The sequence below is a fragment of the Brevibacillus laterosporus LMG 15441 genome (assembly GCF_000219535.2).
GTDB classification, from domain to species: Bacteria; Bacillota; Bacilli; order Brevibacillales; family Brevibacillaceae; genus Brevibacillus_B; species Brevibacillus_B halotolerans.
The window spans coordinates 1146901-1161666 of sequence record NZ_CP007806.1; the positions used below are offsets into that span (position 1 = coordinate 1146901).

14 protein-coding genes are annotated in these 14766 nt (G+C 41.7%); 12 read left to right on the plus strand and 2 right to left on the minus strand.

The window, feature by feature from the left end; translation table 11 throughout:
- Positions 1 to 58 precede the first annotated feature (58 nt).
- The 5 genes from BRLA_RS05395 to BRLA_RS05415 all read left to right on the plus strand — a co-directional run bounded on the left by BRLA_RS05395 (position 59) and on the right by BRLA_RS05415 (position 4729).
- Positions 59 to 571, plus strand: a complete 513-nt coding sequence (locus BRLA_RS05395) for a MogA/MoaB family molybdenum cofactor biosynthesis protein (RefSeq protein WP_003335023.1) — start codon at positions 59 to 61, stop codon at positions 569 to 571.
- Positions 572 to 604: 33 nt separating this feature from the next.
- Positions 605 to 2380 carry a B12-binding domain-containing radical SAM protein gene (locus BRLA_RS05400; protein WP_003335022.1) on the plus strand — a complete coding sequence of 592 codons (1776 nt, stop codon included), beginning with the start codon at positions 605 to 607 and terminating at the stop codon, positions 2378 to 2380.
- 230 nt (positions 2381 to 2610) lie between these two features.
- Positions 2611 to 3237, plus strand: a complete 627-nt coding sequence (locus BRLA_RS05405; protein WP_003335021.1) for a DedA family protein — start codon at positions 2611 to 2613, stop codon at positions 3235 to 3237.
- Positions 3234 to 3614, plus strand: coding sequence for a DUF1294 domain-containing protein (locus BRLA_RS05410; protein ID WP_041751968.1), 381 nt, complete (start codon positions 3234 to 3236; stop codon positions 3612 to 3614). The genes BRLA_RS05405 and BRLA_RS05410 overlap by 4 nt, the downstream gene beginning before the upstream one ends.
- A gap of 32 nt (positions 3615 to 3646) precedes the next feature.
- On the plus strand, positions 3647 to 4729 hold the full coding sequence (locus tag BRLA_RS05415; protein ID WP_003335019.1) for a M42 family metallopeptidase: 1083 nt from the start codon (positions 3647 to 3649) through the stop codon (positions 4727 to 4729).
- A gap of 136 nt (positions 4730 to 4865) precedes the next feature.
- Here the strand turns inward: BRLA_RS05415 and sspI are convergent, their stop codons facing one another.
- The gene (gene sspI, locus BRLA_RS05420) at positions 4866 to 5102 is read right to left on the minus strand and encodes a small acid-soluble spore protein SspI (RefSeq protein WP_003335017.1); all 237 of its coding nucleotides are present in this window, start codon (positions 5100 to 5102) and stop codon (positions 4866 to 4868) included.
- A 136-nt stretch (positions 5103 to 5238) separates the two neighbouring features.
- Between sspI and BRLA_RS05425 the strand changes: the two genes are divergently transcribed.
- The 5 genes from BRLA_RS05425 to zapA all read left to right on the plus strand — a co-directional run bounded on the left by BRLA_RS05425 (position 5239) and on the right by zapA (position 11056).
- Positions 5239 to 5892, plus strand: coding sequence for a potassium channel family protein (locus BRLA_RS05425; protein WP_003335016.1), 654 nt, complete (start codon positions 5239 to 5241; stop codon positions 5890 to 5892).
- A 4-nt stretch (positions 5893 to 5896) separates the two neighbouring features.
- Positions 5897 to 6724: a TrmH family RNA methyltransferase gene (locus BRLA_RS05430; protein ID WP_003335015.1), complete on the plus strand. Its 828-nt coding sequence runs from the start codon at positions 5897 to 5899 to the stop codon at positions 6722 to 6724.
- A 436-nt stretch (positions 6725 to 7160) separates the two neighbouring features.
- Positions 7161 to 8195 (plus strand): phenylalanine--tRNA ligase subunit alpha, encoded by a 1035-nt coding sequence (gene pheS / locus BRLA_RS05435; protein ID WP_003335014.1) that lies wholly within the window; start codon positions 7161 to 7163, stop codon positions 8193 to 8195.
- A 33-nt stretch (positions 8196 to 8228) separates the two neighbouring features.
- Positions 8229 to 10670 (plus strand): phenylalanine--tRNA ligase subunit beta, encoded by a 2442-nt coding sequence (gene pheT / locus BRLA_RS05440; protein ID WP_003335013.1) that lies wholly within the window; start codon positions 8229 to 8231, stop codon positions 10668 to 10670.
- 95 nt (positions 10671 to 10765) lie between these two features.
- Complete coding sequence (gene zapA, locus BRLA_RS05445; protein WP_003335012.1) at positions 10766 to 11056, plus strand: cell division protein ZapA; 291 nt, start codon at positions 10766 to 10768, stop codon at positions 11054 to 11056.
- A 167-nt stretch (positions 11057 to 11223) separates the two neighbouring features.
- Here the strand turns inward: zapA and BRLA_RS05450 are convergent, their stop codons facing one another.
- The gene (locus BRLA_RS05450; RefSeq protein WP_003335011.1) at positions 11224 to 11577 is read right to left on the minus strand and encodes a phage holin family protein; all 354 of its coding nucleotides are present in this window, start codon (positions 11575 to 11577) and stop codon (positions 11224 to 11226) included.
- Between the two features lie 203 nt (positions 11578 to 11780).
- On the opposite strand from BRLA_RS05450, the gene BRLA_RS05455 reads away from it, so the two are divergent.
- A complete protein-coding gene (locus BRLA_RS05455; RefSeq protein ID WP_003335010.1) occupies positions 11781 to 14138 on the plus strand; it encodes an endonuclease MutS2 in 2358 nt (785 codons plus the stop codon).
- Positions 14139 to 14156: 18 nt separating this feature from the next.
- Entirely contained in the window at positions 14157 to 14567 is a 411-nt protein-coding gene (locus tag BRLA_RS05460) for a DUF350 domain-containing protein (protein ID WP_003335008.1), read from the plus strand.
- The last annotated feature ends 199 nt before the right edge of the window (positions 14568 to 14766 follow it).

A 14766-nucleotide genomic window follows, 5' to 3' on the forward strand; every position in this document is an offset into this window, starting at 1 on the left:
TCGAGTACAATGGAACTGTAGCGTTTTGAAAAAGAGGTATCCGAGGAGGAATAATGAAATGAGCACAACCGAACATAAAGCAACTGCACCTAAAAGTGTGGGGGTAATGGTTGTCACCGTATCTGATACAAGGGACGAAGAAACAGATAAAAGTGGAAAGCTAATGAAAAATCTTTTGAAAGAAGCGGGTCATACCACTCTTCTTTATTATATTGTAAAAGATGAACCAGCGCAGATACAGGCTGTAATTGAGCAAGGTATAGAGCACCCAGAGGTAGATGTAATTTTGCTTAACGGAGGAACTGGTATTGCTCCTCGTGATCATACATATGAGTCGGTAAAAGGATTGCTTGATAAAGAGATGCCCGGGTTTGGCGAGATTTTCCGCATGCTAAGTTATACCGAGGATATTGGTTCCGCATCCATACTATCTAGAGCGATAGCGGGCACCTATAAGGGAAAAGCGATTTTTTCCACACCAGGTTCCACAGGAGCGGTTAAACTAGCAATGGTCAAATTAATCCTGCCCGAACTAGGACATGTTGTCAGAGAATTGCGCAGAACAGTATAATGAAGGGCGTAGAAAAAGGAGTGACCATATCTAATGAAAATTTTACTTGCAACCCTTAACGCCAAATATATTCATTCTTCTTTGGCTTTACGGTATTTGCGTAGCTATGCAAAGCCTCATTATCCAAATATCGAACTGGTCGAATATACCATTAATGATGTTTTGATTAATATTGTTGGGGATATTCATAAGCGTCAGCCTGATATCATTGCATTTTCCTGTTATATCTGGAATATTCGTGAGACGCTGGACGTAATTAATAATGTAAAAAAGATTTGTCCAAATGTGCCGATTATATTAGGAGGTCCAGAAGTCTCGTACGATACAGACGAATGGATGAAAAATTATCCTGCCATTGATGTAATTGTAATGGGTGAGGGTGAAGAGACATTTCTGGAATTATGTCAGGCTTATGACCGGGCAAAACAAACCGGTGACGCTCCGCTATTAAAAGAAGTACCAGGTATTGCTTATCGGGATGGGGAACGTGTCCGTTTTTCGATGCAACGTATACAAACGAAGGATTTAAACCATTTACCATCTCCTTATGAAGAGGATTTAGATGAATTAAATAACCGTGTCGTTTATTTTGAAGCATCTCGCGGTTGCCCTTTTCGCTGTCAGTACTGTTTGTCCTCCATTGAAAATGGAGTTCGCTATTTTGATCTAGATCGGGTGAAGCGCGATTTGAAGCGTTTAATAGATCATGGAGTGAAAACCGTTAAATTTGTGGATCGGACATTTAATATTAATAAGCAGTATGCTATGGAGATCTTTCAATTTTTAATTGATAACCATAATGGAACCATTTTTCAATTTGAGATAACAGCTGACATTCTGAAGCCAGATGTAGTGGACTTTTTAGCTGAGAATGCGCCGCCAGGTATTTTCCGCTTTGAAATTGGGGTTCAATCAACCAATGACGAAACAAATCGTCTTGTACAGCGCCGACAAAATTTTGAAAAATTAAGTTATACCGTGCTGAAAATCAAAGAATCTGGTAAAATTGATCAGCACTTAGACTTAATCGCAGGATTACCAGAGGAAGATTATGCATCCTTCCGCAAGACGTTTAACGAAGTATTTGCTTTGCGTCCGGAAGAGTTGCAATTAGGCTTTTTAAAAATGCTACGAGGTACAGGTGTGAGGGCTCGTGCTGCAGAACATGGGTATATATTTATGGATCAGTCACCCTATGAAATCCTTGGGAATAACGTACTTTCCTTTAATGACATGCAGCGCATTAAGCGTACGGAAGATATTTTAGAGAAATATTGGAATGCTCATAGAATGGACAAGGCGTTTGAATGGATTATGGCTCATCATTTTGCGACGCCATTTGATTTCTTTCAAGAGTTTGGCGATTATTGGGAAGAGCAAGGCTGGGGACGCTTTGGGCACCAGCTAGAAGATTTGTTTATTCGTCTCCAACGTTTTCTTGAAAGGAAAGCTCCTAATCAAACAAGTCATTCATTAAGTATGTTAAAGTTTGATTACTTATTAAGTCAGAAATATCGGCCGCGTAAAATCTGGTGGGAAGATACGATCAACAAATCAGAATTACAAGCGATTTATCAAAATGTAGCAAGTAAACGTAAAGATTTACGTGCAGATTTTGCCCTACACGCTGAAACAGAAAAGGAATATGCGAAACATACTACAGTAGCGCATGTCTCATTTAATGTAGAACACTATATAAAAACGGGTGAAATGGTTGAAGGTAATTTTGTTTTGGTGATGTATTATCCATTTGTGGAGGGGGCTTCCAATACATTCGTCTGTGTACCGGTACCACAAACAGTTGCCTAGACAGTACCCAGAAGGAAACAGACAGTAGTATAAAGTGACCTAGGTACGCGATCCACACTGCTATTTTTGCACCATGCCCAAAGTAGTTCTTACACATGACGAAAACCTTTATTGCCTAAACTTTTCCTGCGAATTCGATGAGGAATGTAACGAAAATGATAAGTAAATCGTAATACCAACGATAAAGACGTTTGGATCTCAGATAAGACAAAAGGGGAGCTTCTTTGGACATGAGTGTGGATGTGTTACTTCATTTTATTGAACAATATGGATATCTGGCCATCTTTTTCCTCCTGTGGCTGGGCATTGTGGGTTTGCCTGTTCCTGATGAACTGGTAGTAGCAACAGGTGGACTAGTGGCTGCTCTGGGTTACTTGAATCCGTACTATGCCTTTTTTGCTGGCTATTTGGGAGTGGTTTCGGGTCTGTCTATCGGCTTTTTTTTAGGACGTTGGGTAGGTCCACCTATACTTACTCGGTTAGCTAAGAAAAAGAAATTTGGACCTTATATAGATCGATCGACCGCACTCATTCAAAAATATGGTACGTTTTCACTGTTTATCAGCTATTTGCTGCCAGTTGTACGTCATTTAGTGCCATATGTTGTTGCAGTCGGAGGTATGACTTTTCGTAAATATGCGCTATATTCCTACTCCACTGGTCTGATTTGGGCGTTGGCGTTCTATTTTTTAGGTTATTTTTTTGGTAACCATGTCGATCATATTATCGCTGTGAGCCGTCATTATGGGTTTATCACATTGTGGGTGATACTAGCCCTAATTATAGGCTTGATTCTTTATCGCTTTTGCTGCTTTAAAAAACGTTCGAATAAAACACCAGAGGGGGATCAAAAGTGATCCCGAAAAAATTACAGGCTCATAAGCGCCAGAGAAATAGTATTTTTCTAATAACATTGGTTATGCTGTTAATTGGAGTTGTATTACATCAGCTTCTGCTTATTTCAATAGCGATTGGATTCATCAATCTTTATGCGCTGTGTGCAATGGGATGGGACAAACGTCTTGCTCGCAAGCATAACTCTTGGAGAATACCCGAGGCTACGTTTTTTTTGCTAGCTGCGCTTGGAGGTGCTGTGGGCGTAGGTTTAGGGATGCTCTTATGGCGTCATAAAACCAAGCATCCGTCTTTTTGTGTTCTGATACCACTTTGTTTATTATGGAATGGTGGGGCTTTGTATGTGATGTGGTATTATGTGATACCATATTTCGTATGATACAACACGTAACGCAGAAAGGAATGAAAGATATGGATCAAAAGACTGAACAAATGCTACGTGATCTAACAGAGGCTCATGGTGTACCCGGTTTTGAACAAGAAGCTCGTCAGGTTATGAAATCATACATAGAACCGTACGCAGATGAAATTACTTATGATAATTTAGGGAGCCTAATCGCTAAAAAAACAGGCGATGCTAACGGGCCTAAAGTGCTAATCGCGGGACATTTGGACGAAGTTGGCTTTATGGTAACGCGGATTACAGATGAAGGTTTTCTGAAATTTCAACCGCTGGGTGGATGGTGGCCGCAAGTTATGCTGGCACAGCGCGTACATATTCAAACCAAAGATGGCTTCCTAGATGGAGTAATTGGCTCTATTCCGCCTCATGTTATGCCAATGGAAAAGCGCCGTAAAATGGTTGAAATCAAAGATATGTTTGTGGATATTGGAGCTTCCAGTATAAAAGAAGCAGAGGAATTCGGGGTTCGTTTGGGTGATCCGATTATTCCGGTGTGTCCATTTACCATATTAAAAAATCCAAAAATGCTAATGGCGAAAGCATGGGATAATCGCATGGGTTGTGCTGCTGCTATTGACTTAATGAAGGGGCTTCAAGGTGTGGAACACCCTAATACCTTGTATGCAGCAGGAACTGTAATGGAGGAAGTTGGTACTCGCGGAGCTTTCACCGTAGCTAATATGGTAAAACCGGATATTGGTATTGCAGTAGATGTGGGGATCGCTGGTGATACGCCAGGCGTCAGCAAAAATGATGCACCATCCAAAGCAGGTGCCGGGGTTGAAATTGGGCTATATGACGCTCGCATGATTGCACCGCAAAAATTACGTGATTTTGTTATTGAGACGGCTGAAATGGAAAATATACCGTATCAATTAACTTCTATTCCAGGTGGGGCTACAGACGCGGCGGCGTTTACTCTTACGGGTAGTGGGGTACCATCCATTGCGCTTTCTGTAGCAACGCGTTACATCCATAGTCATGCTTCTGTGCTTCATTATGATGATTATGAGAATCTGGTAAAATTATTGGTTGCTTTGGTGAAGCGCTTAGATAAAGAAAAAGTAGCCGAATTGACTTCTTTTGAATAAGGAAAAACAAGGTGGGCTTTGGTTGTAAACCAAGGCTCGCTTTTTTCTATGCAAAAAAGACAACGGTAACTTAACTTGCAAGTTTCCATTGTCTTTTGGTAAAAAAGAAGTAGCAAAGTAGCGTTAAGTTCTTACTTTATACAGGAGAGTCTGTATTCGCTGGAATATGCTCGGAAATGGTAGTGACCATTTGTTGTTGCAGATCGGAACCGCTGTTTTGCCATAGCACCTCAAATAATACACCAAGTCCTGGTAAGGTTTTTTCCATACGACTTTGAATCGCATCATTGATTGTTTCTTCTACGGATGCAGGACTGGAACCTTGCATTTTATACATGATAGCTTGACGAAGATTTAACGCATTAATATTCACCTGTATAACACTCCTTTTTACATCAAAAATATAGATGATCTCTTTTATTAGTATTCGTTGAACGCTACATTTACATTCCTTTTGTACTGTTTCAGCGCTATGTTATAATCTAGTAGGACAAATGGGAGGTTGAATCATGTCAAAACAATTTGCCGTTATCGGAATGGGACGCTTTGGTTCCAGTGTGGCTCATGCTTTATACGAAATGGGTTATGAAGTGATGGGAATCGATGAAGACGAAGAGCGTATTAATGAAAATATCCAAAATGTAACACATTCGGTTGCTGCCGATTCTACTGATGAAATGGCATTGCGAGAAATTGGGATTCGTAACTTTGACGTTGTCGTTGTATCCATTGGCGCTGATATTCAAGCCAGTATCTTGACTGTACTGATTCTAAAAGAAATGGGCGTTAAAAAAATTGTAGCAAAAGCCCAAAACGAGCGTCATGGGCAGGTTCTATATAAGGTCGGAGCTGATCGAGTGGTTTTCCCTGAGCGTGATATGGGAATACGTGTGGCTCATAATTTAATATCAGCTAATGTACTGGATTTTATCGAGCTTGCTGAAGATTATAGCGTGGCTGAGGTCGTCGTATCTCATTCGATGGTTGGACAGTCTCTACGCGACATTGACGTTCGTGCCAAGTATGGGGTAAACGTTATTGCTATTAAGAGTAACCAATCGTTTAACATTTCCCCGGGTCCAGACATTGTTTTGCAGCATGACGATGTATTGGTGGTTATTGGTCATAATATGGATTTGAAAGAATTCGAGGAGAAGGCATAAATACATGAAAGTAGAACATATACAATCCTTGCAAAATCCTTTCGTAAAGCGATTGAAGGAATTGCAAACTAAAAAAGGTCGAGAAGCGGCAGGGCGTTTCCTCATAGAGGGAGAGCATTTGGTGGAGGAAGCTCTATTGTCAAATATGGAAGTGGTGACGCTCTTATTTGACGAGGGCAAAGGTTTGCCTGCTACAGTGATGAGAGCGCTTGAAGCATTCTCTGACCCTGTCAAATGCATATCTACAACGGATGTCGTGTTAAGTAAATTATCTGAAACGAAGACACCGCAAGGAATCGTAGCAGAAGTGAAAATGCGGTCTAATGATTGGGATACGGAATGGAAAAAAGTGGTAAAGTATGATTTTCTCATACTTATTCTTGATGAATTACAAGACCCTGGTAACGTTGGCACGATTATGCGGACAGCAGAGGCGGCTGGTGTAGATGCTGTTTTAATGGGACGAGGCAGTGTCGACCTTTATAATGGTAAGGTATTGCGTTCAACGATGGGCTCATTCTTCCGTATGCCTGTATTCACTTGTGATGTAAAAGCTGTATCGGAGGAAATAAAAATGGCAGGCGGACGTATACTAGTGACAGCTCTTGGACAACAAAGCCGAGAGTATGACGAACCGGTATATAGCGGAAAAGTTGCCATAGTGATTGGGAATGAAGCACGAGGCGTGTCTGATTCTGTGCTTTCCCAAGCAGACGAGCTGATTCACATTCCAATCTATGGACGTACAGAATCGTTAAATGCCGCTGTTGCCACCGGTGTAATGTTATATGAGGCGGTACGTCAGCGCAAAGCAGATTGTGGTTGCGACTAATTTTTGGGTATTATCTGGTTTTCTTTTGCAAGTGACCCCCATTGTGAGGTATAATTAATCGCAAATTCTAAAATAATTGTCATAAATGCTAGGATTGAGACTAGTACATAGAACAGATGACGTGTTCAGGGAAAAGGTGCCGCATAAAAGCGACTGGAAGCACTTTTACGTGATCTCTATGGAATTCCCTCATGAGCAGACCTCTGAACTCAAGATTGAAAAACTGTGATCAAATGCTTGTGGTTTAACTGGCTACGATCAAAGTAACAATCGAATTTTCAAGTAGGAGGAACCGGTTTATCCACGTTACGGATGCGAAGGTGAGACATAATGAGATGTCTAACTAGGGTGGTACCGCGGAAATTAAACTTCGTCCCTTTTTTAGGGAGGAAGTTTTTTTGTTGTATTTTTATTTGTAAACAAAGGAGAGATTGTTGTGCAAACGCGTTTACAACAGTTAAAAGAAAATGCACTTGCTTTATTGAAGCAAGTGGGCGAGGGACAGGAGCTTCAGGATCTTCGTGTTAAATACTTAGGTAAAAAAGGCGAATTAACAGAAATCTTACGTGGTATGGGTGGATTGTCTGCTGAAGAGCGACCAAAAATTGGCCAGCTAGTGAATGAAGTTCGTCAAGTGATTGAAGAAGCGATTCTTTCCAAACAGCAGGAATTTGAAGCACGTGTACTAGAAGCGAAGCTAAATAAGCAAACCATTGATGTGACACTGCCAGGTCGTCCTGTACCGACAGGAACCATGCATCCTTTGTCCCGTATTATTGAAGAATTGGAAGACATCTTTATTGGACTAGGCTATGAAGTAGCAGAGGGACCTGAAGTGGAACTGGATCATTTCAACTTTGAAATGCTCAATTTGCCAAAAGGACATCCAGCACGCGATATGCAGGATTCCTTCTACATCACAGAAGAGCTGTTATTGCGTACGCATACTTCGCCTGTACAGGCTCGTACCATGCTAAAAAAAGAAGGAAAAACGCCACTTAAAATCATTTGCCCTGGAAAAGTGTATCGCCGCGATGATGATGACGCGACACATTCCCACCAATTTACTCAAATTGAGGGACTTGTGGTTGGAAAAGACATCAGCATGAGTGATTTGAAAGGAACCTTGCTCACATTTGCTAAACAAATGTTTGGAGAAGACCAGCAAATTCGTCTTCGTCCTAGCTTTTTCCCATTCACAGAGCCAAGCGTTGAGGTAGATATTCAGTGCGTAATCTGTCATGGAGAGGGTTGCCGTATTTGTAAACAAACGGGATGGATTGAGATTTTGGGTGCTGGAATGGTTCATCCTCGCGTTCTTGAAATGGCAGGCTATAATCCGCAGGAAGTTAGCGGTTTTGCATTTGGTATGGGAGTAGAGCGCATTGCAATGCTGAAGTATGGTATTGAGGATATTCGTAATTTCTATACAAATGATGTGCGTTTCCTACGTCAATTTAACCGTTCCTAGTCGGTACGCCAAAGAAAGGGGATTATGTAAGCAATGAAAGTATCATATCAATGGTTAAAAGAATATGTCGATCTAACAGATATAACACCGCAGGAATTAGCGGAAAAAATGACTCGCAGTGGAATTGAGGTTGAGGGTGTTGAATCCCTTAATAAAGGTGTAACAGGTGTTGTTATCGGTTATGTTCAGGAACGTGAAAAGCATCCTGATGCAGACCGTCTAAGCGTTCTAAAGGTAGATGTAGGTCAAGAGGAGCTATTACAAATTGTCTGTGGGGCACAAAATGTGGCACAAGGACAAAAAGTTCCGGTAGCGATGATCGGTGCAATGTTACCTGAGAACTTTAAAATTAAAAAATCTAAGCTTCGTGGTGTGGAATCCCAAGGGATGATTTGCTCAGCAAAAGAACTAGGATTAAACGATAAATTGCTTCCGAAGGACCAACAGGAAGGGATTCTCGTTTTACCAGAAGATGCTGAGCTAGGTGCAGATGCGATTGAGTATTTAGGATTGAATGATTACGTGTTGGAATTGGGCTTGACCCCGAATCGCTCTGACTGTTTAAGCATGCTAGGAGTTGCTTACGAGGTAGCAGCGCTTTATGGACGTGAGGTTATATTGCCAGATGCATCAGTAACAGAGGATGGAGAAGCAAATCCTGTTACGGTTGCAATTGAAGCTAGCGAGCAATGCTATGAATTTGTAGGTAGACACTTCACTGACGCAGTGATTACAAGCGCACCACAATGGATGAAGAATCGTCTGATGGCAGCAGGGACTCGTCCAATCAATAATGTAGTGGATATTACCAACTACGTATTATTAGAATACGGACAGCCATTGCATGCGTTCGATGCCAAAGAAGTATCCGATCAACAAATTATTGTTCGCATGGCACAAGAAAATGAAAAGCTAACCACGCTAGATGATCAAAAACGTACTCTTGATCCAGAAGCATTAGTTATTGCTGACAAAGAAAAAGGCTTGAGTATCGCCGGCGTAATGGGAGGAGCGAACTCCGAGATCGTCGACAATACGAAGGAGATTATTTTGGAATCAGCTTACTACACGCCAGCTTCTATCCGCCGTACATCTAAAATGCTGAATCTGCGTACAGAAGGCTGTGTTCGTTGGGAGAAGGGCGTGGATCAATCACGTGTTTCTGTTGCATCCGATCGCGCTGCACACTTAATTCAAAAGCTAGCCCATGCTAAGGTATCGAAAGGGGCAGCTAAACAAACCATCACGGTAAACCAACCTGCTGTGGTTTCTGTCTCCCTTGCAAAAATTAATCAACATCTAGGTACAAGTATTGCAAAGGAACAAGTGGCAGAAATCTTTACTCGTTTACAGTTTACATTTGACCAGACAGAGCAAGCAGAGGAAACATTATTCACTGTAACGGTTCCTACTCGCCGTGGCGACATTACGCTACCTGAGGACTTAATTGAAGAAGTTGCACGCCTTTATGGATATGATCAAATTCCGGTAACATTGCCAACTGGAGAATCAATCCAAGGCAGGTTAACCAAAGAACAGCAATTACGTCGCATTACACGTCATCACTTAATTGGTGCTGGACTGTCTGAGACAATTTCTTATGCATTATTGCATCCTGATAAACTGGCACAATTTAGCGGATTGCAAGACGAACGTAATCTACACCCTGTGCCACTAGCTATGCCAATTAGTGAAGAGCATAGCGTATTACGTACCAATTTGCTAGCAAGCCTTGTAGAAACGGCTACGTATAACAAGAATAGACAAAACCAAGATTTAGCTTTCTTTGAATTAGGCCATGTCTTCTTATCCGAACAAGAACAATTAACAGAACAACCTGAGCAACGTTTGTATCTGGGTGGCCTTGTAACAGGTCAGTGGATGCCAGTAAATTGGATGGGTGTAAAAGCTCCTGTTGATTTTTACACGGTGAAAGGGCTGGTTGAATCCTTGTTTAGCCGTTTAGGAGTAAAACCTCTTGCTGTAACATATTCCGCGAATAAAAATCGCAAAGGAATGCATCCTGGACGTACAGCCGATGTCATCGTTGAAGGTGAAGTGATCGGTTATATGGGACAGCTTCATCCTAAGACAGAGAAGGATCATGATTTGGATGAAACTTATGTATTCCAATTTGATTTACAAAAACTGTTCAGCTTCGCGGCAGATCTTACTGATTACAAACCACTTCCGAAATTCCCTGCTATTACTCGTGATTTAGCGTTAGTGGTAGAACGTAGCTTGCCGGTAGCACAATTAGAAGCAATCATTCGTGAAGAGTCAGGGGAATTGCTTGAGTCAGTTACCTTGTTTGATATTTATACAGGAGAGCGTATTGCTTCTGACAAAAAGAGTGTAGCTTACTCTATTGTGTATCGCCATTCAGAGAGAACCTTGCTGGATGAAGAAGTGCAAGAGATCACCGGAAAAGTGATTGAAGCATTGACCAAGGTAGGAGCAGAATTACGTTCCTAGTAAATACCTCCATCAAATTCCTTGACGAATACAGTCATTTTCAGTAACCTAGTAGTAATGAGCGTATAGTCGGGCTATTCAAGGAGGAAGACTCCGTGCAGGAAGATGGGAAAAATCGTTTATCAGTCGAAATCTATGGTCAGCAGTATCGCCTGAGCGGGAAGGCTAGTAGTAGCCACATGCGGATGGTAGCCAGATATGTTGACGATAAAATGAAAGAAATCGCACAGGGGAACTTTCGGCTAGATACGGCTAAAATTGCTGTATTAAGCTCAGTAAACATTGCTGACGAATATTTCCGGTTGCGACAGGAGTATGAGGAGTTGCTCAGACTGCTCCAGGAAGATGCCAGTAAAATGCCTTCAAATGATAAACATACAACATAGACCGTATGAAGTTACAGGGCTGTTGAGATAATTTCTCAACAGCCCTTTCATATACCGCAGGCGAGATGAGCATCAGCATGCAAAAAGACCGCCATGGGCAGTCTCTTTTGCTAAACATGCGAGTATGTGTTGTTTTCCAAGCAGGTATTGCTTTACAGTAGGCTTCATTAGTCACCGTTGCGCATATCCATCTTATTTTTAATTGGGATAAACAAGTCAATAATACCGATGACCAAAGCAGCAAGCAAGGCGCCAAGCACAGTAACGCGGAAACCCGGTACCAAAAATTGTGTTAGGTAAATGACGATAGCACTTACGATGAAACCGACAATCCCACGATTATAGGGAGAGATTTTATCACCAAAAATGCTTTCGACACCCCAACCAATAAGGGCAATAACAACTGCTGCAAGCAAGGCAGTCCAGAAACCATTTACGGCAAAGCCCGGTACCAGGAAGCCAACGAACATCAGAACAATTGCAGCAACGATAAAGCGAATAACGTGACGCATAAAACTCATTAACGAGTCCTCCTTGTAGTAGGATAGGTGTACGTTTTCATTTTGGCTTACTAGGAAATAAAGTATGTACAACAAATAGCATGTAATTATTTCAATGGGCAACCTATCCAAATAGAATTGGATTTTTCATGAAATGGTTTTTTGTAAATTTAATAGCACGACATGGTATAATAAAATGATTAGATAAGAAGGGGGCAGCATACGTGGAGCGAAGGATTTTACGAACGCTGGAATTTAACAAAATCATCGCCATGCTGATGGAGAAAACCACATCAGAGCTCGGACGAGAACTGGCTGAGTCACTTGAGCCTTTTAATCATATAGATGCTGTTCGTCATGCACAAAGACAAACAGAGGAAGCAAGCACGGTATTACGTGTTAAAGGAAGCGTGCCTTTGGGCGGTATTCGCAATATCCGTGGGCCAATCCAGCGTGCTCGGTTGAACTCGATCTTAGCACCTCTGGAACTTCTTGATATTGCTACTACTTTGCATGCGGGACGTCGTCTTAAACAGTTTATTACTGATATTTCCGAGGAGCATGAGCTATCCATTTTGCAAAGCCTGGTAGATAGAATTGAAGGTCTTCGCGACCTAGAAACGGAAATAAAACGCTGTATTGATGATAACGGTGAAGTAGTCGATAGCGCCAGTCTTGAATTGCGTCAGATTCGTCAGGAGATTAGAAGCTCTGAAGCACGGATTCGCGAAAAACTTGACCAAATGACTCGTTCCTCATCTACACAAAAAATGCTGATGGAAAACATTGTCACCATACGTGGAGATCGTTTTGTTATTCCAGTTAAACAGGAGTATCGTTCGCATTTTGGCGGTATTGTACACGATCAATCTGCATCAGGGGCTACATTATTCATTGAACCTGAAGTGATTGTGTCGATGAACAACAAGCTGCGCGAGGCTAGATTAAAAGAAGAACATGAAGTGGAACGCATTCTTTATACGTTAACCGTACTAGTAGCAGATCATGTGGAGATGTTATTGGAGAATCTTTCCGTGTTAGCTGAGCTTGATTTTATTTTTGCAAAGGCGCAGTTAGCATACAGCATGAAAGCCATTAGTCCAAAATTAAATGAAGAAGGCTATATTTTGCTTAAAAAGGGACGTCATCCGCTGATTGATCCAAAGGTAGTCGTTCCTCTAGATGTAGAATTGGGTAAAGGGTATACAGGTATTGTAGTCACAGGTCCCAATACTGGGGGTAAGACTGTATCCATCAAAACATTGGGCTTATTGTCCTTAATGACAATGGCAGGTCTTCATATACCAGCACAAGAAGAAACCGAGATGGCAGTCTTCTCATCTATTTTTGCAGACATAGGCGATGAGCAGTCCATTGAGCAGAGTTTATCTACATTTTCTAGTCATTTAACTAACATCATCCGCATATTAGATCAAATGGATGAAAAAAGCCTTGTGCTGTTTGACGAATTAGGAGCAGGAACAGACCCTACGGAGGGCGCAGCGCTTGCAATGTCCATTTTGGATCATGTGTTAGCCAAAGGGGCTAGGCTAGTAGCTACAACGCATTATAGTGAGTTAAAAGCCTATGCATATGATACTCCAGAGGTAGTGAATGCCAGTGTAGAGTTCGATGTACAGACGCTACGTCCAACCTACCGATTACTGGTTGGGGTTCCAGGGCGTTCGAATGCATTTGCGATTGCATCACGTCTTGGTCTAAATGAGCAAATCATCGATAAAGCTCGCCGCTCTGTGTCTAAAGAGGAAAATCAGGTTGAGAAAATGATTGCCTCTCTGGAATCTAATAAGAAAACGGCAGAAAAAGAACGTGAAGACGCTGAAAATATTCGCAAGCAAGCAGAAGAGTTACGTCAGCAATTAGAAGAGGAGCGTCGTCATTTCGCTGAGGCAAAAAATCGCTTGCTAGAAAAAGCGGAGGAAGAAGCGCGTGTCGCCGTGCAACTAGCCAGTGAGGAAGCGGAAGTAATTATTCGTGAGTTGCGTCAGATGCGCAAAGAAGGCGTTGATTTTAAAGAACACCGTCTCATTGATGCTAAAAAGCGGTTAGGAAATGCAGTGCTGGAGCTGGAAAAAGAAAAGGTGAAAAAACCAGCCAAAGCAGTTCGCGCCACTCAAATCAAGATTGGTGACGAGGTGATGGTAGATAGCTTTGGACAAAAGGGAACCGTTTTGGATAAGGTATCTAGCACTGAATATTTAGTTCAGCTTGGCATCATTAAAATGAAAGTCAAAAAAGATGATATGCATGTGGTGAAGGAATCAGTACAGCCGAAGAAACCGGTACAGTACACGACCATTAAGAGAGAAGCTAATAGCGTTAAATTAGATCTGGATCTACGCGGTTACAATGTAGAGGATAGTATTCAAGAAATAGATCGTTATCTGGATGATGCGGTATTGTCAGGTTTCCACAAGGTATCCATTATTCATGGGAATGGTACAGGAGTTTTGCGCAAAGGTGTTCATGAATTTTTGCGCCGTCATCGCAGTGTGAAATCGTTCCGCTTAGGTGGCCAAGGTGAAGGCGGCGTGGGCGCTACCATTGTAGAATTGAAATAGCGGGGAGGAGAGCCTTTTATGGCGATCTTATTTCAAAATACGTATCTGGCCACAGCTACCTATTTTGCTGTGACAGGTCTTGCAATGATCCTGTTTATCTCTATTTTTGAATTGGTTACAAAGTATCGGGTCTGGATCGAATTAAAAAAGGGAAATCTTGCTGTAGCCATGGCAACAGGTGGGAAGATATTTGGGATTGCCAATATTTTCAGGTTTTCCATTCAGCAGCATGAGAAGCTAGGGGCATCCCTTTTACATGCTAGCTACGGATTTTTATTGATGTTACTTGCCTACTTTATCTTTGAATTCATGACGCCAAGTCTAAAAATCGATCATGAAATCGAGCGAGATAACCGCGCAATCGGGCTGATTTCCATGTTTCTATCCATCGGTTTTTCATACATCATCGGAGCTAGCTTGGTGGTGTAGGTGTAATTCTTGCTGGTAAGACTTTACATGTAAGAATTCATGAAATTAATTCAAAGCGTGATCAGGACGGCAATTTTTGTGAATGGCTGTCCTTTTTACGTTAGGCAGGGTATAATATGGCTTTGAGAAGGGTAGAAAGAATCTCTCATAGTGAGGGGGCAGCAATTTGGATAAACTGTACAAAGCGTTGTTTATTTGC